The organism is Rathayibacter sp. CAU 1779 (assembly GCF_054551755.1).
In genome coordinates this window covers 218230-239960 of the sequence record NZ_JBTOLK010000004.1, presented here as the reverse complement: position 1 = coordinate 239960, position 21731 = coordinate 218230, and the positions used below count along the sequence as shown (strand labels likewise).

The window sequence follows — 21731 nt, the reverse complement described above, 5'->3', positions numbered from 1 at the left end:
GGATTTTCCGAGGCTCAGAAGTCGGCCGCACCTTCTTCTTCCGAATCGGGCGCCGACGAGCCTCGCCGCCCGCAGTGTTGATGCAACGACCCGCGAACGACCGTCAGGAGAACACACCATGACCGAGCAGAACAGCTCCCGCCCCACGTCGGAGCGTTCGGGCGACCAGCTGCAGACCGCCGTCGAGCTGGAGCTCGAGTGGGGCGCCGATCCGCGGTGGGACGACGTGCGTCGCGACTACACAGCGGAAGACGTCATCGCACTGCGCGGCCGGGTCGGCGAGGAGCACACGCTCGCCCGCCGCGGTGCGGAGCGACTGTGGGAGCAGCTGCAGCGCACCGAGGTTCCGCGGGCAGGCGAGCAGACCGACGACCCGAAGTGGATCGCCGCCCTCGGCGCTCTGACCGGCAACCAGGCCGTGCAGCAGGTGCGTGCCGGACTGGAGGCCATCTACCTTTCCGGATGGCAGGTTGCGGCCGACGCGAATCTCTCCGGCCAGACATACCCCGACCAGAGCCTCTACCCGGCGAACTCGGTGCCCGCCGTCGTGCGACGCATCAACAACGCACTGCTGCGGGCCGACCAGATCGATGCGACGAGCGGGGCGGGTTCGACAGGCTCAACCGGCGAGAGCATCGACTGGCTGGCGCCGATCGTGGCGGATGCCGAGGCCGGCTTCGGCGGTCCGCTGAACGCCTACGAGCTGATGCGGTCCATGATCGAGGCGGGTGCGGCCGGCGTGCACTGGGAGGACCAGCTGGCCAGCGAGAAGAAGTGCGGGCACATGGGAGGCAAGGTGCTGGTCCCGACGTCGCAGCACATCCGCACGCTGAACGCGGCGCGTCTCGCCGCCGACGTGGCCGGCGTGCCGACCGTGATCGTGGCTCGCACGGATGCGCTCGCCGCCACGCTGCTCACCAGCGACCACGACGAGCGCGATCGCGAGTTCCTCACCGGCACCCGCACGGCCGAGGGCTTCTATGAGGTGCAGAACGGCATCGAACCGGTCATCGCCAGGGGTCTGGCGTACGCGCCGTACGCCGACCTGCTCTGGGTGGAGAGCTCCGAGCCCGACCTGGATCTCGCGCGGCGCTTCGCTGAGCGCATCCACCGGGACTTCCCGAACAAGCGGCTGGCCTACAACTGCTCGCCATCGTTCAACTGGAAGCGGCACCTGGACGACGACACCATCGCCTCGTTCCAGCGGGAGCTCGCCGCGATGGGATACGCCTTCCAGTTCATCACGCTGGCCGGATTCCACGCCCTGAACCACTCGATGTTCACGCTCGCCCGCGACTACTCGCGCAGGCAGATGAGCGCGTACGTCGAGCTGCAAGAAGCCGAGATCGCATCCGAACTCGACGGCTACACCGCCACCCGCCACCAGCAGGAGGTCGGCACCGGCTACTTCGACCTGATCGCCACGGCACTGAACCCGTCGAGCGCCACGCTCGCCCTCGCGGGTTCGACCGAACAGGAACAGTTCTGACCGCACGGACCGCATAGTCGCTCGAGCTCCTCGCCGCTGGTTGAGCTTGTCACCGCCGGTCGAGCTTGTCGAAATCAGCCCACGCTCTCAACGCGCTGGTTTCGACAGGCTCAGGGCAGGTCAAGCTCAACCAGCGACATGGCTCAGCCAGCGGGACGCACGGTCACCGACACGAAGGAACCGATCATGAATCACACGGAACAGCACGAGCCGCGCATCGAGGTGGTCGCGCCTCTCGGCGAGCGGCACGACGAGATCCTCTCGCCGGGCGCGCTCGACTTCTTGACCGAACTGCACGACCGCTTCGCGAACCGACGGCACGAGCTGCTCGCGGATCGGATGCGCCGCCGCGTCGACATCGCGAACGGCCGCGATCCGGAGTTCATGCCCGAGACGGCATGGATCCGTGAGGACCGCACCTGGCGAGTCGCCGGCGCTGCGCCCGGCCTCGAGGACCGCCGCGTCGAGATCACCGGGCCCACCGACCGCAAGATGTCCATCAACGCGCTGAACTCCGGCGCGCGCGTCTGGCTGGCCGACCAGGAGGATGCCACGAGCCCCACCTGGGTGAACGTCATCGAGGGCCAGCTCTCGCTCTACGACACGGTGCGGGGAACCATCGCATACACGTCGCCTGAGGGCAAGGAGTATCGGGTGACGGCGGAGCGCACGCCCACGATCGTGATGCGCCCGCGCGGCTGGCACCTGGCGGAGAAGCATCTGCAGTTCGTGGACAGGCAGGGCAGGCGGCTGCCGGCATCCGGAAGCCTGACCGACTTCGGGCTGTACTTCTGGCACAACGCCCAGCGCCTGGTGGACGGCGGACGCGGTCCGTACTTCTACCTGCCGAAGATGGAGCACCACGAGGAGGCGCGGCTCTGGAACGACATCTTCGTCTTCGCGCAGGACCGCATCGGCATGCCGCAGGGCACGGTGCGCGCGACGGTCCTGATCGAGACGATCCAGGCCGCGTTCCAGATGGAGGAGATCCTCTACCAGCTGCGCGACCACTGCGCCGGGCTCAATGCCGGACGCTGGGACTACCTGTTCAGCATCATCAAGACGTTCCGCTCCCGCGGCCGCCGCTTCGTGCTCTCCGACAGGTCGCGTCTCACCATGACGCAGCCGTTCATGCGCGCCTACACCGAGCTGCTCGTCTCCACCTGCCACCGGCGCGGTGCATATGCCATCGGCGGCATGAGCGCGTTCATCCCGAACCGACGCGATCCGGAGGTCACGGAACGCGCGTTCGCCAAGGTCACGGACGACAAGCGACGCGAGGCGGGCGACGGATTCGACGGCACGTGGGTCGCGCATCCGGATCTCATCGCGACCGCACAGGCCGAGTTCGACGCCGTGCTCGGCGACCGGCCGAACCAGCTGGAACGCACGAGGGACGAGGTGCGGGTGACGGCATCGGAACTGCTCGATCTCACCGGTGCGACCGGTGACGTGACGCTGGCCGGCGTCCGCGACGACATCTCGGTGACGCTCCGGTACGTCGAGGCGTGGTTGCGCGGCACAGGCGCGGTCGCGATCGACAACCTCATGGAGGATGCGGCGACCGCCGAGATCTCGCGCTCGCAGTTGTGGCAGTGGATCGAGAACCGCGTCGTCACCACCGAGGGCGAGCTGATCGATGTGCCGCTCGTGCAGAGTCTGCGCGACGAGATCGTCGCGGAGCTGCCGCGCTTCGCGGGGGACCGGTTCGCGGATGCCGCGCGCATCCTCGAGCAGGTCGCCCTCCGCCCCGAGTACCCGGCCTTCCTCACGGTCACCGCGTACACGCGGTACCTGTCCGACGGTGAGTCGCCGGAGACCCCGGCAGCCTCGCCGAAGCCGGCGCTGGAGCACACCTGCGCGCTGGAGCTGAAAGCGGAGGCCATTTCTGGCCTCCGCCGCGACGCCAGCGCCGACCGCCGTCTCGGCGGTCGGATGTCACAGCGAGTCGATGAGTTGGTGAGCTGACCACCCCGGCCTGCTGTCGACAGAGTGCGGGGCCGCGGACTCCTCCTTCGGCCGGGGGAGTCCGCGGCCTCGCTATCGTGATGCCATGACCGACGTGACGATCCGTAGAGCCGCTGAGTCGGATGCCGACTCCCTCGCCTTCCTCGCCGCCGTCACCTTCCCGCTCGCCTGCCCTCCGCACACCACGCGGGAGGATGCCGCATCCTTCGTCGTCGCGAACCTCTCGCCGGCCTCTTTCCGCGGCTACCTCGCGGATCCCGACCGCGTCCTCCTCCTCGCCGAGCAGGACGGCCAGGCCATCGGCTACACGATGGTCGTCTTCGGGGAACCGCACGATGCGGATGTCGCCGCCGCCATCACGCTGCGCCCGGCCAGCGAGCTCAGCAAGTGCTACGTGCTGCCGGGGCACCATGGCCAGGGTGTCGCGGGGCGCCTGATGCAGGCATCCGTGGACGTCGCCCGCGATCGCGGTGCCGGCGGCATCTGGCTGGGCGTGAACCAGGAGAATCAGCGCGCGCAGCGCTTCTACACGAAGAGCGGCTTCACGAAGGTCGGCGTCAAACGGTTCCTGGTCGGCGACAACTGGGAGGACGACTTCGTCTTCGAACAGGCGCTCGGCGCCGCGGCAGATCCGCCGACGTCCGCGGCCGGATAAGTCCGCAACCGCGCCATTTGCGCACTACTGCGCCGGCGAGACTGGCGCAATAATGCGCAAATGGCGCGAAAAGGTGCCAGGCAGGCTCTACACGCGACCGGACGCCAGCGTCGCGATCAGCTGGGTGGCGAGCGAGACCAGGGCCTCGATCTCGTTCTCGTCCCGGTCGACCCACCGGCATTCGGGGTCGCCGACGGGCACGAACCCGTCGTGCCTTTCCCACACGAACAGCGTGCGCTCGGCGCCCAGCACGTACTGCTGCCACCACACCTGGCGCAGATAATGCCGCGGGATGCTTCGCCACGGCTTGTTCGTCGTCTTGATCTCTGCGAGTTCGAGTCGTCCGTCATCGCGGAGCGCAAGTCCGTCCGGCGTGGCGAGATGGCGGCGATCCCGCTCGGCATGGAAGAGCGCGTCGCTGTGCTCGATGCCGTGCTCGCGCAGTACCCACTGTGCGATCTGCGGCTCTCTGGCCTTGCCGTGCTCGGTGTAGACGTTGCCGCTGAAGCCGGATCCGTGCACCTTCTGCCGCGCGGCAGCCAGAATCGACGCCGGTGTGGACAGCTTCGCGACGTCCGTCGCCGTGATGCCGCGGGCACGGGCGCGCAGCCACGCGACGCGGTCGGACGAATGCGCCAGGATGCGCCGCTCATGCGGGGGCAACGGCACCGCGGCGGGCCGGATCACGGCATCCTGCCGAGCGCCGGCGGGACGGAGGGTGGCCTCGATCTCCTCGTCGAACAGAGAGAGCATCGTGTCGGTCACCGGTCCATTCTGCCGTCGGCCATGCGTGCCGGCCGACCCGGACCCGGGGTTTCGGCATCCCGGATCCGGATCGGCGCACCGCTGACGTGGTCAGTCGGGCAGCTGCGCCGCGAGGAATTCGCCAACGGTCTTCAGATGTCCGCGGGCAGCGGCATCCTCGATCTCGGTCATCTCCGAACCGTGCGTTCCCGCCGGGATCACCGTCAGTGTGGCGGCCACGTCGGCGCGTGCGGCGCGCGACACCAGTCGGATGGCGTCATCGAGCAGGATCTCGTGCGAACCCACGAGAACCGTCAGCGGCGGAAGTCGGGTCAGGTCCGCGAAGACGGTGCTGAGGCGCGGATCCGAAGTGTCCGTCGCCCCGGCGTACCACTCGGACGCGTCGCGCAGCACCTCGGGCGAGAGCACGGTGTCGAGTGCGGCGCGGTCGATCACGCTGTCGCCGGTGAGTGAGAGGTCTACCCACGGCGAGAGCACGGCGGCTGCAGCCGGAAGCGGATCGCCGGCATCCCGAAGCGCGACAAGTGCGGCCATCACGAGTCCGCCGCCGGCGGACTCGCCGCCGAACACGATGCGCTCGGCAGGGACACCGCTCGCGAGCAGGCCGCGGTATGCGGCGAGCACATCGTCCAGCGGCGCCGGGAACGGATGCTCCGGCGCGAGCCGGTACTCGACCGAGATGGCTCGCACGTGTGCGGCGCGGCCCACGGCTGCCGCGATTCCGGTGGCTGCGGCAGCGAATCCGGCGATGTAGGCACCTCCGTGCACCCAGAACAGGACCGCGTTCTCGCGCACGCCGGGCGTGCGCACCTCGACCGTGGGGATGCCGCCCAGCGAGCCCGGGGAGACCGTGACGTCGTTCGCATACGGCCGCACCCCGAGGTCGTTGCGGTAGAACGCACGGGTGCCGGTCACCTGCTCCGGGAGGGTCTGCTCCGCGTGCGTGCTCTCCTCGGCCGGAGCGCCCTGCGCGACCGGAGCGCTTCGTTCGGGGAGCGTGCCCTGCGCTGCGGATCCGTCGGTCGTCGTCGTTGTCATGGTGTCTCGTCTCCCTCGGTGTGGCGGTCTGTCCGGGACCGCGGGGCGGATCCGGGGCATCGGCCGGTTGTACAATCAGGAACATGCTTAGTCAGAAGATTATTCCTGGGAATCTAAACTATGCAACCCGATGATGCGATGCGCCTCGACTACGGTGAACTCCTCGCTGACCTCGTCTTTGTTCAGGTCGAGGCGTTCAACGCGGTCGACAGGCGGCTCCGTTCAGAGCTCGACATGCTCCTGATCGAGTACCTGCCGCTCCGCGTCATCGACGGAACGGCCGACTGTCGCGTTCAGGACATCGCACGTGGCGTGCGGATCACGGTCGGCGGCGCGAGCAAGTCCGTCGACCGGCTGGAGCGCCGCGGGTGGGTCGAGCGGGCCGCGAATCCGAATGACCGACGGTCGTCGATCGTGCGCGTGACACCGCGGGGCGCGAGGATGCTCACCGAGGCATCCGCCATCGTGTCGGACGAGACCTCCAGGCGACTCACCGCGGCGCTCGACGCATCGGAGATTGCGACGCTCGCCGCAGCGCTCGCGCGCCTTCGCGTCGACGAAGGCGAGCCGGCCGCCGACGGGCCGGTCGAGTAGCCGACCAATCCGTAGTCACGGAAGGGACGATGGATCGGCGAGCAGCCGTGCGCTACGCCGGTTCGAGCAGGTGCTGCGCGACCATGATCGCCGCGCCGAGCACACCGCCCGTCTCGCCCGCGGCGGCGGGCACGATCTGCAGGTGCTCGGTCGCCAGCGGCGTCGACTGCCGGTAGACGATCTCGCGCACGCCGGCCAGCAGGTGTTCGCCTGCGCGCGCGATGGATCCGCCCACGACGATCACCGAAGGGTTGAGCAGGTTCACGCAGGTGGCGAGCACCTCGCCGAGGTCGCGGCCGGCTTGGCGAATGCCGGCCACGGCATCCGGATGCCCGCCCCGCGCCAGCGCCAGCACATCCGCACTCGAGGCGGCCGGCGTGCCCCGCTCCGCGATGTACCTGGCGATGGCGGGCCCGCTGGCCAGCGCCTCGAGGTCGGCGTTCTCGTCGCCGTGGCGCGGCGTCTCGCGGGTGAACGGCACGCGAACGTGACCGAGGTCGCCCGCGGATCCGGCGGCACCCCGCTGCAGGCGTCCGCCCGCGATGATGCCCAGTCCGATGCCGGTCGACACCTTGACGAAGAGCAGGTCGTCCTCTGTCGGCCAGGAGACGGCGTGCTCGCCGAGAGCCAGCACGTTGACGTCGTTGTCGACCAGCACAGGTACGTCGAACGTCCGGCGAACGTAGGCTGGCACGTCGAAGCGATCCCAGCCGGGCATGATCGGCGGATTGATAGGCATGCCGCTCGAGTGCTGTACGGGGCCGGGCAGACCGATCCCCACTCCGGCGAGCTCCGTTCTCGGGCGTCTCGACGACTTGACGAGCCGCTTCGCCGTCGCGAGCGCCCAGTCCAGCACGACTTCCGGACCCTCGGAAATGGTCAGCGGGGCGGCCTCGGAGAGCAGCACGGTGCCGGCCAGGTCGGCCAGCGCGATGACGCCGTGCGTGGCGCCGAGGTCGATGGCGACGAGGTACCGCGCGCCGGCATTGAACGTGACCCGTGCAGGCGGGCGACCACCGGATGACGCGGCGTCGGCGGCCGCGGTGATGAGCCCGGCATCCATCAGAGCGTCGAGTCTCGAGGACACCGTTGACCGCGCGAGGCCGGTCTGCTCCGCGAGCTGGGCGCGGGTTCGCGGGATCCCGTCGCGCAGGATGCCCACCAGCTCCGCCGCATCGCTCGGCACCAGGCCGCCGCGAGGGGTGCCTGATGGTGCAGACGGGGCCGACATAGACCGATTGAACCACACCGCCGAACGGATGACGGAAGTTGACGCATGTCTATCAACTTTTGCTTGACTGACGGCAGAAGTGTGATTCAATCGATTCGACCCCAGGGCTTTCCGTGTGCATGCCGAGTGCATCGCACGGGCGTGCCCTAACGAAAATCCGGCCTCCACCTGGACCGCGGCGACCCCGTCCGTGTACCGCATCGAGGCTCTCGACGAGGAGAATCGTGACCACCTCACCTGTTTCCGTGCAGCTCTACACCGTGCGTGAAGCGCTGCAGGACGACCTGCAGGGAACCCTGAACAAGCTCGCCGAGGTGGGCTTCACTCAGGTCGAGCCGTTCAGCTTCACCGACTTCCCCGGCCTCGGCGACGCGCTCGTCGCCGCCGGCCTCACCGCACCGACCGTGCACGTGCACTTCCTGGGCGAGAGCGACGAACAGCTCGCCGCCATCTTCGACGCCGCCCGCACGATCGGCATCCAGACCGTGATCGATCCGCACGCCGGCGACGAGCGCTGGAAGACGGCCGAGTCCGTCGAGGCGATCGCGGCCGAGCTCAACCACGCGGCGAAGATCGCCGCCGACCACGGCGTGCGCGTCGGCTACCACAACCACGCCCACGAGTTCGAGAACAAGATCGACGGCCAGAACGCCCTCGAGTACTTCGCCTCGAAGCTCGACCCCGAGGTCGTCATCGAACTCGACACCTACTGGGTCGCCGTCGGTGGCGAGGATCCGGTCGAGGTGCTCGGTCGCCTCGGCGACCGCGTGGTCGCGCTGCACATCAAGGACGGCCCCGCGACCAAGGAGACCAAGGATCAGGTGGCGGTCGGATCCGGCAGCCTGCCGATCCGTGCGATCATCGAGGCCGCACCCACCGCGCTGCGGGTCATCGAGCTCGACGACTCGCACGACAACCGTTTCACCGCTGTCGCCGACAGCTTCAGCTACCTCACGAAGGAGGGCCTCGCGTGAGCGAGCAGACCAAGACAGGACCCGTCGGCGTCGGAGTGATCGGCGCAGGCAACATCTCGACGCAGTACCTGACGAACCTCACGTCGTTCCCCGATGTCACGGTGCGGTTCATCGCCGACCTGATCCCTGAGGCGGCGCAGGCGCAGGCCGAGAAGTTCGGCATCCCGGCTCACGGCACCGTTGAGGAGCTGCTGGCGGATCCCGAGATCGAGATCGTCGTCAACCTCACCATCCCCGCCGTGCACTCCGAGGTCGACCTGCAGATCATCGCCGCAGGCAAGAGCGTGTGGAGCGAGAAGCCGATCGCGCTCGACCGCGAGAGCGGGCAGCAGGTTCTGCAGGCGGCGAAGGCTGCCGGAGTTCGTGCGGCGTGCGCCCCCGACACCTTCCTCGGAGGCGGCATCCAGACCGCACGTCGCCTGCTCGAGTCGGGTGCGATCGGCGAGCCGCAGACCGCGCTCACCCTCGTGCAGAGCCCCGGACCGGAGTCCTGGCACCCGAACCCGGCGTTCCTGTTCCAGCAGGGTGCAGGCCCGCTGTTCGACATCGGCCCGTACTACGTCACGACGCTCATCCAGCTGTTCGGACCGGTGAAGCGCGTCGCAGCCGTCGCCTCGAAGTCGAAGCCGATCCGCACCATCGGATCCGGCCCGCTGGCTGGGCAGACGTTCGAGGTCACCGTGCCGACGCACGTCAGCGCCGTGTTCGAGTTCGAGAACGGCCAGACGTCGCAGAGCATCTTCAGCTTCGATTCGAAGCTGGGCCGCACCCTGTTCGAGGTGACCGGCGTCGACGGTGCCCTCGAGGTGAACGATCCCAACATGTTCGTCGGCGATCTCGTGCTGCACGGCGACGGCGAGCCCGAGACCATCACGATCGAGGGTGAGAAGTCGGCTCGCGGCACCGGTGTCGTCGAGCTGGCCCGCGCCATCCGCGCCGGCGTGCCCGAGCGTGCCAGCGGCGAGCAGGCCTACCACGCGCTCGACATCATGGTGTCGACCATCGAGGCGGCCGAGAGCGGCGAATGGGTCGAGGTGGTCAGCACCTTCGTGCCGACCCCGGCGCTGCCCGAAGAGTGGGACCCGGCCGAGTCCACCCTCGCCTGATGGCCGGGAGCACCACGCCGACCGGGCTCGGCGTCGGCATCGTCGGCGGCGGATTCATGGCGACGGTGCACTCCAGGGCGGCGCGTGCCGCCCGCGCCCGGCTGACCGGCATCGCGTCGTCGCGGCCCGAAAGGGCCGCGGCGGCGGCCGCCGAGCTGGGCGTCGCGCAGGCATACGACACGTTCGAGGACCTGCTCGCGGATGACGCCATCCACGTCGTGCACATCACCACGCCGAATGCCCTGCACGCGGAGCAGTCCATCGCGGCGCTCGCCGCAGGCAAACACGTCGTCTGCGAGAAGCCGCTGGCCACAACCGTGGGGGACGCGCGGAGACTGACGGATGCCGCGGCATCCGCGGGCCTCACCGCCGCCGTTCCGTTCGTCTACCGCTTCCACCCGCTCGTCCGCGAGGCTCGCGCCCGTTTCGCCGCGGGAGAGACGGGTCGTCTGCTGACTGTCTCGGGCACCTATCTCCAGGACTGGCTGCTTCGGACGGATGACGACAACTGGCGCGTCGACAGCGCCGCGGGCGGCCACTCCCGGGCGTTCGCCGACATCGGCTCGCACCTCGTCGACCTCATCGAGTTCGTGACGGGCGATCGCGTCTCCCGCGTCGCAGCGACGAAGCGCACCTTCTTCGACGCCCGCGCCGAGCACTCCGCGATCACGACGGAAGACGCGGTGGCCGTCGCAGTGCAAACCGCCGGAGGCGCCATCGGCACCCTCCTCGTGTCGCAGGCTGCTCCCGGACGCAAGAACCGGCTGCACGTGGAACTCGCCGGATCCGTCGAGTCCGTCGTCTTCGACCAGGAGCAGCCGGAGACGCTCTGGATCGGCCGCCGCAAGGGTTCGCTGCTGATCCCTCGGGACGCCGACCAGCTGGCACCGGATGCCGCGCGCCTGGTGATGACTCCGGCGGGACATCCGCAGGGCTATCAGGACGCGTTCAACGCGTTCGTCGCCGACACCTACGCCGCGATCGCAGGGGCGGAACCCGACGGGTTGCCCCGCTTCGCGGACGGACTGCGGGCCGCCATCGTCACGGACGCCGTCATCGACTCCGCCGAGACCGGCGCCTGGGCGGACGTCGCGGCCTGAGCCGAGCGACCGGCCCGGTTCAGTCGAGGCGATACTCGGGGATCGCGTCGTCGGTGGCGAACCTGTCGGTCATCCACATCATGGTGCGAAGCAGGAAGCGGTTCGCGAACGTCCAGTCGCGCATCCGGATGCGTGCCCGCGTCGGCGGTGCCAGGAACGGTCCTGCGTTGCCGGAGCGGGCGACCTTCGTGAAGCGTGTCATCCGTTCGTCGTAGGCGGTGAACGCGGATGCGTGGTCGCCGCGCGCGGCAACCAGCTCCCCGGCCAGCACGTACGCGCCGACGAGCGCGAGTCCCGTGCCGAAGCCGCCCAACGTGTTCGCGTACCCGGCGTCGCCGACCAGTGCGACCCGACCCTTCGTGAACGACGTCATCCGGGTGCGGGCCAGGGCATCGAGGTAGAAGTCGGACGCGTTCGTGCTCGCCTGCAGCATGTCGGGCACGCGCCATCCGACCCCGACGTACTGCGACTCGAGGAAGCGGCGCTGGGACTCCGTGTCGCGCCGGTCGTAGTCCGGGCTCTTCGCGCGGAACACGAAGAGACTCGGTGCCTTCTGCCCGCCGAGCACGGCCAGCCGTCCTGGCACGTTGTATCCGTATGCGACGGCCCGGCCGTCCGGCAGGCGCGTCTCCAGTCCGGTCGACGGCACGGACGTGTTCGCCACGGCGTAGTACCAGCCGAGGGGCTCGACGAGTGCGGGCTCCTCGCCAAAGGTCATCCGCCGTACCGCAGAGTGCACGCCGTCGGCGCCGATCACGAGGTCGAAGCGCTCGGCCGGCCTGCGCGCGAACTGCACGTCCACTCCGTGTGTGCTCTCGTGCATTCCGACGATCTCGTCGTCGAACACGTACTCGGCGCCCTCGGCACTGTGCCGGTGCAGGATGCGGGCCAGGTCCCCGCGCAGGATCTCGATGTCCCCGCCGAGGAACTCACCGGGCACCACGGCCTTGACGCGATCGTGTTCGTCCACCAGGCGCCAGTCGGTCTTCGCGGTCTGCTCCGCGGAGACGTCGTCGAAGACGCCCATGCGGTCGAGGATGCGTCGGTGGGTCCGTCCCTTGAAGTCGACCGCCTGCCCTCCCGGCCGCACCGCCGGCGCCTTCTCGACCACCGTGACGTCATAGCCGTTGCGTCCGAGCCAGCCGGCCAACGCGGGCCCGGCGATGCTCGCACCGGAGATGAGGACCTTGGTTCCGTTCATGATGTCTGCCCTTCGATTAATTGCGTCTCGTGGACACAGTAATCAATAGCGTACGCTGGACGCAATTACTTTCTCGGAAGGACGAAGCGGTGGCGGCATCCGAAGAGCACGACGAGACTGCTGTCGACGGCGTCACTGCACTGCTCTGGACCGAATCCGCTGCAGTGCGCCGCGGCCCGAAACCGAAGTTCACCGTCGCCCAGGTAGCCGACGCAGCGGTGGGCATCGCGGACGAGGAAGGCCTCGAGGCCGTCACCATGCAGCGCGTGGCCGAGCGTCTTGGAGCGACGAAGATGGCGCTCTACCGCTATGTTCCGGGCCGCCTGGAGTTGGAGGCCGTGATGCTGGAGCGAGCTCTCGGTGCACCCGCACCGCCGCGGACATCCGACTGGCGAACGGCATTGGCAGGCTGGGCGGTCGACCTGCACGGCCGGGCGGTCGCTCGCCCGTGGGCCGTGGAGCTCGTGCAGCGCCCGCACGTTCCAGGGCCGGTCGAGCTCGAATGGTTCGAGTCCGGCCTGCGGATCATGGCCGGGCAGCACGTGACCGGAGCGGAGAAGCTGGACGTTCTCGCCCTCCTGGTGGGACACGTGATGGCCGTCGTGCGTCAGCAATCGGGCGCGGGCGCCCCTGAGGACCAGCTCGTTCGAGCGCTGGCGCCGCTGCTCGCAGCCCGCGTCGACGACTTCCCGCTGACCGCCGCAGCGTTCGCGCACGACGAAGGCGCCCGCGACGACGCGCTCCGATTCGGGATCGGGCGCGTCATCGCGGGCGTCGACGTGCTCCTGGCGGAGCGAGGCGTGTGATCGGTCTCACGGACCGTTGCTGACGAGCGCCGCACGGAGGCGATCGGTCAGGCGACCTCTTTGACCTTGCCCTGCTTGATGTGCAGCCGGCGCTGGGCGCGACGGGCAACGGCCGAGTCGTGGGTCACGATGACGAGCGTGAGGCCGCGATCGCGCCACAGGCCCTCGAGCAGGTCCATGATCTCGTCGCGGGTCTCCTCGTCGAGGTTTCCGGTCGGCTCGTCGGCGAGGAGCACGTCCGGCTCCTTCACGAGCGCACGAGCGATCGCGACACGCTGCTGTTGACCGCCGGAGAGCTCGGCTGGACGGTGGTCGCCGCGGTCGCCGAGCCCAACGGACTCGAGGGCGCGCGTCGCGCGCTCCTTGCGCTCGCTCGCCGAGACACCGAGCGGCACGAGCGCCGTCTCCACGTTCTCCAGCGCCGTGAGGGTCGGGATGAGGTTGAATCCCTGGAAGACGAACCCGATCTCCTTGCCGCGGATGCCCGTCAGCTTGCCGTCGCCGAGCTTGCCGAGGCTCGACTGCTCGAGTTCGACAGTGCCGGACGTCGGACGGTCCAGTGCGCCGAGCATCTGCAGCAGCGTCGACTTGCCGCCGCCCGTCGGCCCCTGGATCGCGACCAGCTGGCCGTCGGGGATGTCGAGCGTGACATCGTTCAGCGCCACCACCTTGCGTCCCTTGCCCGGGTACTGCTTCGTGACGTTCTTCAGCTTGTACATGATGTGGTCCTTAGTCCTGTGGTGCCGAGTCCTTGGATGACGGATGCCTGTGCCTGCCGCACCGTGAGTGCTACTGCACCGACCGCAGGGCTTCGGCCGGGCGCAGACGCGAGGCGCGCCATCCGCCGATCGCACCGGCGAGCAGCCCGCCCAGGATGGCCAGGCCAACGGCGATCACGATGATCCACACGGTGATCGGGGCGCTGAGGTCCACCTGTGTGGACGCCGAGCTGGCCGCCGAACGGGCGGCACCGCCGAAACCGCCGCCACCGGATGCTCCGCCGAAGCCCCCACCGGCTCCGCCGAAGCCGCCGCCGGTCCCTCCGGTGCCGCCCGTGCCGGACGTCGATCCCGCTCCGCCGCCGTTGAAGGCGCGGCGTGCGCCGTCGGCGATGGCGCCGCCGAACCCCCCGCTCGAGACGCCGCCGGTGAGGGTGGGGGAGATGATGTTGACGACGAGCACGCCCACGAGGCCGACGGCGATGCCCACGATTCCGCCGATGACGCCTTGCACCACTGACTCGCCCGCGACCTGGCCGACGATGCGCCGGTTGGACCAGCCGATCGCCTTCAGCGTGCCGAACTCACGGGTGCGGCGCGTGACGCCCGAGATCGTGAAGAGGATCGCGATGAGGAACGCGGCGGCGAGCACGATGACCGACAGCCACGTGCCGAGGTTGGAGACGAGCTGGCTGGCGCTGCCGAGTGACCCGGAGACGCTGGAGGCCAGGTCGGCCTGAGTCGAGACCGTCGTGTTGGGGAGGGCCTTCTGCAGGGAGGACTTCAACGAGTCGACATCCGCGGCGGACTGCGCTGACACGTAGATCGTCGAGATCTTGCCGCTCTCGCTGGACAGCGACTGGGCGACATCGAGCGGGATGTACACGTTCGACGCGGTGGCCGAGTCGGATCCGGTCGGCTTGACCGTGCCGACCACCTTGAAGTCCTTGCCGCCGACGCTGAGGGTGTCACCGACCGCAAGACTCTTCGACTTCGCGTAGCTCGAGTCGAGCACCGCGACGTCCTTGCCCTTGTCGGAGGCGGCCAGTGTGCGGCCCTTCGCCAGGGCCGTGGAGGCGATCGGGCCCACCGCGGTGCCGCCTGGCGTGATGCCCATCACGGAGAACGAGTTGACCTGGAACGAGCTGCCGCCCTGTCCGTCGGCTCCGCCGGTCGGCGCGGACGTCTGGCCGGACGACCCGGTTCCGCCCTGCTCGCGCTGCTGTCGCAGCTGGCTGAAGTCCGGAAGCGTTCCGTTGAAACTCGTGTTCTGCAGCGAGAGCACGGCGGAGGCTCCTGCAACGCCCGACGTCTTCTGCACCTTGGCCAGGGACGAGTCGCTCATGGTGTTCGTGCCGAACCCGACGCTCAGCCGCGAGGAGTCGACCTTGCGGCTGCCGTCACTGCCCTCCGTGCCGGCGTTGGCTCCGAAGTCGAAGCGGGGGCCCTGCGCCTGCTGCGTCGATCCGGACGTCGGTGCGCTGACCGGCTTGGTGACCGTGATGTCCGTTCCGACTCCGTACACGGACTGCAGCACCTGCGCCTGTGCATCCTTGACACCGGCCGCAACCGAGTTGACGATGATCACCAGCGCGATCGCGAGGGCCATGCCGATGGCGATGATGATGGTCTGCCTGCGTCTGCCGAGCAGCTCTCGGCGCAGGTACGTTCCGAACATAGGGGTCCTCCGTGGGATGGTCAGGAGGAACCGTAGGCGTTCGCGTTGTGGTGAAGCTATGTCGAAGTTGTGGGTTGGCTAGCGAAGTGACACACATGAGAGCCGGATGGGAGGCTCTCAGAATTCGCATAAGCGGGCCACAGCGGTCTTGGACCGAGCTTTCGATAATGGAAGCATGTCCAGCCCTGCAACCGCCGCCGAGCGCGGCCAACTCCGGCCAGCGCCGGCGCCCCTCCACCACGCGGACGGCTCGCCCATCCGCATCCTCGTCGTCGACGACGAGCGCACCCTCACCGACCTCCTTCAGATGGCGCTCCGCTACGAAGGATGGGATGTGCGCACGGCGGCGACCGGGCAGCAGGCCTTGACCGCCGCGCGAGAGTTCAACCCGGACGCCGTCGTGCTCGACATCATGCTGCCCGACATCGACGGGTTGCAGGTGATGGGAAGGATGCGCGACGCGGGCGGCGAGACCCCCGTGCTGTTCCTCACCGCGAAGGACTCGCTCGACGACCGCATCGCAGGCCTGACCGCGGGCGGCGACGACTACGTCACGAAGCCGTTCAGTCTCGAGGAGCTCGTCGCCAGGCTGCGCTCGCTTTTGCGCCGCTCCCGCGCGCTCATCGCCGACACGCAGGATCCGCGCATCGTCGTCGGCGACCTCGTGCTCGACGAGGACTCCTACGAGGTGACGCGCGCCGGCGAACCCATTTCGCTCACGGCGACGGAATTCGAACTGCTGCGCTACCTCATGCGCAATCCGCGCCGCGTGCTCTCGAAGGCGCAGATCCTCGATCGCGTGTGGAGCTACGACTTCGGCGGCACCTCCAGCGTGGTCGAGCTGTACATCTCGTATCTGCGCAAGAAGATCGACGCCGGTCGCACGGCGATGATCCACACGGTTCGCGGTGCCGGCTACATGATCAAGGCCGCTGAGTAGGCCGACGCCGAGTGTGCACGCGCCGCGTCGTGAGACGCGGCCCGGATGAATTCGACGCCGGACCCTCGGCACGGAAATGAGTTGACAGTGAGCACGACGAGTGCCCGGGTGCCGCAGAGCGGTGGTGGGGATGGCGTGCCCCGCGACGCGTGGTGGCGCAGGTGGTTCGTGACGCCGTGGCGTCGCGTGACCCTGCGGACCAAGCTCGTCATCGCGGTCGTGGCCCTGGTCGCCGTTCTCGGTGTGGTGATCAGCCTCGTCGGAGCGCTCTTCTTCCGCGATTATCAGGTGAACAAGCTCGACGAGCAGCTCGACCAGGCTGCGCGACGCGGCTATTTCGTAGCGCTCCAGGTGGCCAATCAGCCCGGCGGGGTGACGGGCAAGCAGCTCGCAGGCAGCGCCGCGACCGCTCCGGGCCTCAGCGCTGGCACGGTCGTGGCCGTGGTGACGAACGAGGGCACGACGTACTCCGTCTACCTCAGCAGGGATCCGCGGGCCACGCAGCAGTCGGCGTCGCCGGACGCGAACGCGAGGATCGCTGCGCTTCCCGCGGATGGCACGTACACCGACGTCGACCTCGGCGGCACGCTCGGCGACTATCGCATGGTGTCCGTGCAGCTGCCGAACTCCGGGGCACTGGTGGTCGGACTTCCGCTGGCGGACGTGAACGCAGCGACGACGCAGCTGCTGACGATCATCCTGCTCGTCACGGTGGTCGGAATAGCGATAGCCGGCGGCATCGGCCTCTTGATCGTCTTCGCCGCGTTGCGGCCGCTTGGCCGAGTCGCGGCAACCGCGACGGCGGTGTCCCGCCTTGAACTGGACAAGGGGGAGGTCGCGCTGGCGGTGCGCGTTCCTGAGCAGGACACCGACGAGCACACCGAGGTGGGGCGGCTGGGAGCCGCGTTCAATCAGATGCTCGGGCACGTGGCATCCGCTCTGACGGCCAGACAGGCCAGCGAGAACAAGGTGCGGCAGTTCGTGGCGGATGCCTCGCACGAGCTGCGCACGCCGCTCGCGTCGATCCGTGGTTACGCCGAGCTCACGCGCAGGGCACCCGAGCCGCTGCCGGAGAGCGCGGTGCGCTCCCTCGGACGCATCGAGTCGGAGGCCGAGCGGATGACGGCTCTCGTCGAGGACCTGCTGCTGCTCGCCCGCCTGGACGAGGGCCGCGAGCTGGATCACGATCCCGTCGACCTGTCGCGCCTGGTGATCGACGCCGTCTCGGATGCCCACGCTGCCGGACGCGACCACAAGTGGAGCATGGACCTTCCGTCCGAGCCCGTCAGCGTGCTCGGCGACGGGCCGCGTCTCTACGAGGTGATCGCCAACCTGCTGACCAACGCCCGCGTGCACACGCCGGAGGGCACGAGCGTGGTCACCGAGCTCAGCGTGGACAGGGCGCCGGCGGACGGCAGCGGCATCCCTCAGGCGGTCGTGACGGTGACGGATGACGGCCCGGGCATCCCGGACGACCTGCAGCCGACGCTCTTCGAGCGATTCGCGCGCGGTGACGCCTCGCGGTCGCGGCACACGGGGTCGACCGGGCTGGGGCTGGCCATCGTGCGGGCCGTCGCGGTCGCGCAGGGCGGATCCGTCGAGGTGGACAGCGAGCCAGGACGTACGTGCTTCACGGTGCGGCTGCCGCTGGACGAGTCGGCGCAGGTGCCCGATGAGGTCCCCGAGGTCGACGAGCCCGAGCCCGAGGTCGACGCGCCCGAGGTCGCGGCCGTCGACGAGAGCGCAACGGAATCCGATGCCGAGCGCGGTGCATCCGCATAGCGGTGGAAGACTGGACCGCATGCGCATTGCACTCACCGGTGGTTCAGGAAAGCTCGGCCGAACGGCCGTCCGCGTGCTCCGTGAAGCGGGGCACGAGGTCACCAACTTCGATGTGACGGGCACTCGCGGTCCCGGCTTCCTGCAGGTGGACCTCACCGATTACGGACACGTGGTGGATGCCCTCGCCGGAGTTCGCGACGGTGCCCGGCAGCCCGGATACGACGCGATCGTGCACCTCGGCGCCATCCCGGCGCCGGGCATCCGCAGCGATGTCGCCACGTTCGAGAACAACATCCTCAGCACGTACCACGTGTTCCAGGCGGCGAGGACGCTCGGCATCCGCAACATCGTCTACGCGTCGAGCGAGACGGTGCTCGGGCTGCCCTTCGACATCGATCCGCCGTACCTGCCGATCGACGAGGAGTACCCGGGCCGACCGGAGTCGACGTATTCGCTCGTCAAGCACCTCGAAGAGACCATGGCGAAGCAGTTCACCCGGTGGGATCCGCAGCTGAAGATCATCGGATTCCGGTTCTCCAACGTGATGGACCCTGAGGACTACGCCGCCTTCCCCGGATACGACGCCGACACCTCGAACCGGCGGTGGAACGCGTTCGGGTACATCGACGCGCGCGACGGTGCCCAGGCCATTCTGAAGGCGCTGGATGCGGACCTCACCGGCTTCGAGGTGTTCATCATCGCGGCCGCCGACACCGTCTCGAACCGCACGAACGGCGAGCTCGCCTCCGCAGAGTTCCCGAACGTCCCGGTCGCTCGCGACCTCGGCGAGCACGACACGATGCTGTCGATCGACAAGGCCCGTCGCCTGCTCGGATACGACCCGCAGCACTCGTGGCGGAACCACATCTGATCCGGACCTCGAAATGAACGATGCGCCGTGAGAAGGTGTCGCTTCTCACGGCGCATCGTCGGTTCTCGAACCGCGGCATGCCATCGGCCGGTGTCACGCCTCGCCCGATGTTGCAGTCTCGGAGGAGGAGTGACGCCGGCTCACAACTCGTTGAGCCGGTGGAGCAGTCGGGCGAACAGGTGCAGGTCGTCCACGTCCCAGCCGGCGAGCCCGTTGCGCATCTCGGCCCGGTTGCGGTTCGCGATCGTCTCCAGACGGCGCCGCGCCTCATCCGTGGCGGCGAAATAGGTGGCGCGGCGATCGACCGGATCCTGCTCCCTGCGCAGCAGACCGAGCTGCTCGAGCTGGCTCGCCTGCCTGCTCACCAGGCTCTTGTCCGCGTAGAGCTCCTCGGCCAAGGCGCCTGCGTGCATCGGACCCGAGCGGGCGAGAGCACCGAGCATGATGTAGCCGAAGGGCGGCAGCTGGGGGTCCACTTCGATCGCCTGGGCGCGCATCCGGGTGCGGAGCCTGACGAACAGCGCACCGAACTCGCGCTCGACAGAGGCGATCGCGTCGTCGAGGTCCGATGCGCCGCGCGCGCGGGCGTTGCCGCCTGCGGCGCGGTCGCTCTCGGTCATGGTCGGCATCATAGCGACGCGCTCTCCTCCGACCCTGCGCCGCGGATGCCCGTGCACTGTGCAGCACGTCGACCAGCGTCATCCGCATGGTCGGCATCCGTCGCAGAGGCGGACGTGCCATCTGCTGCGGGTAGGGAGTCACGGGGACGGGGATCCGCGAGCGATTCCGCCACCTCCAGCGGCTCGCCGGCGATCAGGGCCTCCGCGTCGTCGATGACCTCGGCGGCCGCGCGGGCGATGGCGCCCTCCTGGTCGAGCGCGGCATCCTCATCGTGCTGGCGCTCGATGGCCGTCTTGGTGCCGAGCCGTTTGTTGGGCAGAAGGCACACCGCGATGAGGGTGATGATCGCGAGTGGTGCCGCGATCAGGAAGACGAACGCCACGGACTGGCCGTATGCCGACTCGACGATGACGCGCACGCTCTCCGGCAGCGATGACACGGCAGGAATTGTGCCCGCCTGAAGTGCCTTGGCGATGGGTGCGCCCGCCGGACCGAGGTCCATGATCGCCTTGGTGAGCTCCGGACCGCTGTCGGTGATGTGGCCGGCGACCTGCGTGCCGAGGATCGAGCCGAGCACCGACACGCCCGCCGTGCCGCCGAGGCTGCGGAAGAACGTCACGCCTGCGCTCGCCGCACCCATCTCGCTCGGCGCGACGACGTTCTGCACGACCAGCACCAGGTTCTGCATGACCATGCCGACGCCGGCGCCGAGCACGAACATGTAGACCGACAGGAGCACGTAGTTCGTGTCGTAGGTGATGGTTCCCATCAGGAACAGACCGGCGATGAGGAGCACGCTGCCCACCACCATGAAGGCCTTCCACTTGCCGGTGCGGCTGATGATCTGACCGATGACGATCGAGGAGATCAGGATGCCGGCCATCATCGGCAGCGTCAGCAAGCCGGACTGGGTCGGTGTGGCGCCGCGTGCCAGCTGCATGTACTGGCCGAGGAACACCGAGGTGCCGAACATGGCGACGCCGACGGAGATGCTCGCGATCACCGCGAACGTGAACGTGCGGTTCTTGAACAGTCGGAGCGGAAGGACCGGCTCTTTGGCCTTGAACTCGACGAGCACGGCGAGGATGAGAGCGAGCGCAGCGCCCGCGACCATCCAGAAGCTCGTGGCGGACGCCCACTCGAACTGACCCTGCTGGCCGGCAAGCGACACCCAGATGAGCAGGATCGAGACACCGGCCGCGATGAGGACCGCACCCAGGTAGTCGATCGACACCTTCCGCTTCGCACGCTTCGGCAGACGGAGCGTGACCTGCAGCAGGATGATGGCGAGCACTGCGAACGGCACGCCGACGAAGAAGTTCCAGCGCCATCCGATGGAGTCGGTGAGCAGTCCGCCGAGCAGCGGGCCTCCGACGGTTCCGATGGCCATGATGGCTCCGAAGATGCCCATGTACTTGCCGCGCTCACGCGGGCTGATGATGTCGGCCATGATCACCTGGCTGAGCGCGGTGAGACCACCCGCTCCGATTCCCTGCACCACGCGGAAGCCGATGAGCATCGACGGATCCTGTGAGAACCCGGCCAACGCGGAGCCGATCACGAAGATGGCGAGCGAGAGCTGGATCAGCAGCTTGCGGTTGAACAGGTCGGACAGCTTGCCCCAGATGGGCGTGGTGACCGTTGTGGCCAGAAGGGTGGCGACGACGACCCAGGTGTAGGCGGTCTGATCGCCCTTGAGGTCGGAGACGATCTTCGGCAGCGAGGTGGAGACGACGGTACCGGCGAGGATCGACACGAACATGCCGAGCAACAGGCCGGAGAGCGCCTCGAGCACCTGCCTCTGCGACATCTTGGGTGCCCCGGAAGCGGATGCCTCCGATTCAGCCTTCGTTGCGGCGTGCGACATAGAGGAGAACTCCAAACGGTGGATGTGTGAAACGGGTGGCGAAGCGGATGCTTGCGGCTCGACGCTGCGCCCGAGATCCGTTGATAGTTGTCAACTATAGGTAATTGCTTCACATCCGTCAACTAATGCGGATGGTCAACTATTCCGGTCGCCATTCGACGGACCCCCACCACCTCACCCACTACCCACTCCGCCCATGACGCATCTCACCCACGTACCCAGACGCACGCCGGGGGCGTTCGTGCGTGCCGGAAATCGGAAACGGACGAACGGCCGCGGTGTGTCGGACGGGCTGCGGGCGTGGCGGTCCCGATCTCCGATGTGCG

General features: G+C 68.5%; 19 protein-coding genes. 11 read left to right on the top strand and 8 right to left on the bottom strand.

All coding sequences use genetic code 11. The features are described from left to right. The first annotated feature begins 118 nt into the window (after window positions 1–118). The 3 genes from aceA to ACX9R5_RS17270 all read left to right on the top strand — a co-directional run bounded on the left by aceA (window position 119) and on the right by ACX9R5_RS17270 (window position 4112). Window positions 119–1489, top strand: a complete 1371-nt coding sequence (gene aceA, locus ACX9R5_RS17280; RefSeq protein ID WP_459410297.1) for an isocitrate lyase — start codon at window positions 119–121, stop codon at window positions 1487–1489. Between the two features lie 186 nt (window positions 1490–1675). Continuing rightward, window positions 1676–3457, top strand: coding sequence for a malate synthase A (gene aceB, locus ACX9R5_RS17275; RefSeq protein WP_459410296.1), 1782 nt, complete (start codon window positions 1676–1678; stop codon window positions 3455–3457). An 85-nt stretch (window positions 3458–3542) separates the two neighbouring features. After that, window positions 3543–4112 (top strand): GNAT family N-acetyltransferase, encoded by a 570-nt coding sequence (locus ACX9R5_RS17270; RefSeq protein WP_459410295.1) that lies wholly within the window; start codon window positions 3543–3545, stop codon window positions 4110–4112. 87 nt (window positions 4113–4199) lie between these two features. On the opposite strand, the gene ACX9R5_RS17265 is transcribed toward ACX9R5_RS17270, so the two are convergent. Then, window positions 4200–4877 carry a YqaJ viral recombinase family protein gene (locus tag ACX9R5_RS17265; RefSeq protein WP_459410294.1) on the bottom strand — a complete coding sequence of 226 codons (678 nt, stop codon included), beginning with the start codon at window positions 4875–4877 and terminating at the stop codon, window positions 4200–4202. 90 nt (window positions 4878–4967) lie between these two features. Further along, window positions 4968–5915: an alpha/beta hydrolase gene (locus tag ACX9R5_RS17260; protein ID WP_459410293.1), complete on the bottom strand. Its 948-nt coding sequence runs from the start codon at window positions 5913–5915 to the stop codon at window positions 4968–4970. Window positions 5916–6035: 120 nt separating this feature from the next. Here ACX9R5_RS17260 and ACX9R5_RS17255 point away from each other — a divergent pair, with 120 nt between their 5' ends. Continuing rightward, window positions 6036–6509, top strand: coding sequence for a MarR family winged helix-turn-helix transcriptional regulator (locus ACX9R5_RS17255; protein ID WP_459410292.1), 474 nt, complete (start codon window positions 6036–6038; stop codon window positions 6507–6509). 52 nt (window positions 6510–6561) lie between these two features. Here ACX9R5_RS17255 and ACX9R5_RS17250 read toward each other — a convergent pair whose 3' ends face one another. Continuing rightward, the gene (locus tag ACX9R5_RS17250; RefSeq protein WP_459410291.1) at window positions 6562–7740 is read right to left on the bottom strand and encodes an ROK family transcriptional regulator; all 1179 of its coding nucleotides are present in this window, start codon (window positions 7738–7740) and stop codon (window positions 6562–6564) included. 224 nt (window positions 7741–7964) lie between these two features. Between ACX9R5_RS17250 and ACX9R5_RS17245 the strand changes: the two genes are divergently transcribed. The 3 genes from ACX9R5_RS17245 to ACX9R5_RS17235 are packed head-to-tail and all read left to right on the top strand — an operon-like array spanning window position 7965 to window position 10920. Next, entirely contained in the window at window positions 7965–8714 is a 750-nt protein-coding gene (locus tag ACX9R5_RS17245; RefSeq protein WP_459410290.1) for a sugar phosphate isomerase/epimerase family protein, read from the top strand. Then, window positions 8711–9820 (top strand): Gfo/Idh/MocA family protein, encoded by a 1110-nt coding sequence (locus ACX9R5_RS17240; RefSeq protein ID WP_459410289.1) that lies wholly within the window; start codon window positions 8711–8713, stop codon window positions 9818–9820. Before ACX9R5_RS17245 ends, ACX9R5_RS17240 begins: the two co-directional genes overlap by 4 nt. After that, a complete protein-coding gene (locus tag ACX9R5_RS17235; RefSeq protein WP_459410288.1) occupies window positions 9820–10920 on the top strand; it encodes a Gfo/Idh/MocA family protein in 1101 nt (366 codons plus the stop codon). Before ACX9R5_RS17240 ends, ACX9R5_RS17235 begins: the two co-directional genes overlap by 1 nt. 19 nt (window positions 10921–10939) lie before the next feature. On the opposite strand, the gene ACX9R5_RS17230 is transcribed toward ACX9R5_RS17235, so the two are convergent. Continuing rightward, window positions 10940–12121, bottom strand: coding sequence for an FAD-dependent monooxygenase (locus ACX9R5_RS17230; protein ID WP_459410287.1), 1182 nt, complete (start codon window positions 12119–12121; stop codon window positions 10940–10942). Window positions 12122–12210: 89 nt separating this feature from the next. Between ACX9R5_RS17230 and ACX9R5_RS17225 the strand changes: the two genes are divergently transcribed. Further along, on the top strand, window positions 12211–12927 hold the full coding sequence (locus ACX9R5_RS17225) for a TetR/AcrR family transcriptional regulator (RefSeq protein WP_459410286.1): 717 nt from the start codon (window positions 12211–12213) through the stop codon (window positions 12925–12927). 47 nt (window positions 12928–12974) lie between these two features. Here the strand turns inward: ACX9R5_RS17225 and ACX9R5_RS17220 are convergent, their stop codons facing one another. Both ACX9R5_RS17220 and ACX9R5_RS17215 read right to left on the bottom strand, forming a co-directional pair. Continuing rightward, complete coding sequence (locus ACX9R5_RS17220; RefSeq protein ID WP_459410285.1) at window positions 12975–13646, bottom strand: ABC transporter ATP-binding protein; 672 nt, start codon at window positions 13644–13646, stop codon at window positions 12975–12977. A gap of 70 nt (window positions 13647–13716) precedes the next feature. Next, entirely contained in the window at window positions 13717–15324 is a 1608-nt protein-coding gene (locus ACX9R5_RS17215; RefSeq protein ID WP_459410284.1) for an ABC transporter permease, read from the bottom strand. A 175-nt stretch (window positions 15325–15499) separates the two neighbouring features. On the opposite strand from ACX9R5_RS17215, the gene ACX9R5_RS17210 reads away from it, so the two are divergent. The 3 genes from ACX9R5_RS17210 to ACX9R5_RS17200 all read left to right on the top strand — a co-directional run bounded on the left by ACX9R5_RS17210 (window position 15500) and on the right by ACX9R5_RS17200 (window position 18917). Beyond that, on the top strand, window positions 15500–16264 hold the full coding sequence (locus tag ACX9R5_RS17210; RefSeq protein ID WP_459410283.1) for a response regulator transcription factor: 765 nt from the start codon (window positions 15500–15502) through the stop codon (window positions 16262–16264). An 87-nt stretch (window positions 16265–16351) separates the two neighbouring features. Further along, window positions 16352–18046, top strand: coding sequence for a sensor histidine kinase (locus tag ACX9R5_RS17205; RefSeq protein ID WP_459410282.1), 1695 nt, complete (start codon window positions 16352–16354; stop codon window positions 18044–18046). Between the two features lie 19 nt (window positions 18047–18065). Then, on the top strand, window positions 18066–18917 hold the full coding sequence (locus ACX9R5_RS17200) for an NAD-dependent epimerase/dehydratase family protein (RefSeq protein ID WP_459410281.1): 852 nt from the start codon (window positions 18066–18068) through the stop codon (window positions 18915–18917). A 140-nt stretch (window positions 18918–19057) separates the two neighbouring features. Here the strand turns inward: ACX9R5_RS17200 and ACX9R5_RS17195 are convergent, their stop codons facing one another. Then, on the bottom strand, window positions 19058–19537 hold the full coding sequence (locus tag ACX9R5_RS17195) for a MarR family winged helix-turn-helix transcriptional regulator (protein ID WP_459410280.1): 480 nt from the start codon (window positions 19535–19537) through the stop codon (window positions 19058–19060). Window positions 19538–19545: 8 nt separating this feature from the next. Beyond that, a complete protein-coding gene (locus ACX9R5_RS17190) occupies window positions 19546–21405 on the bottom strand; it encodes an MDR family MFS transporter (protein ID WP_459410279.1) in 1860 nt (619 codons plus the stop codon). Window positions 21406–21731 lie beyond the last annotated feature (326 nt).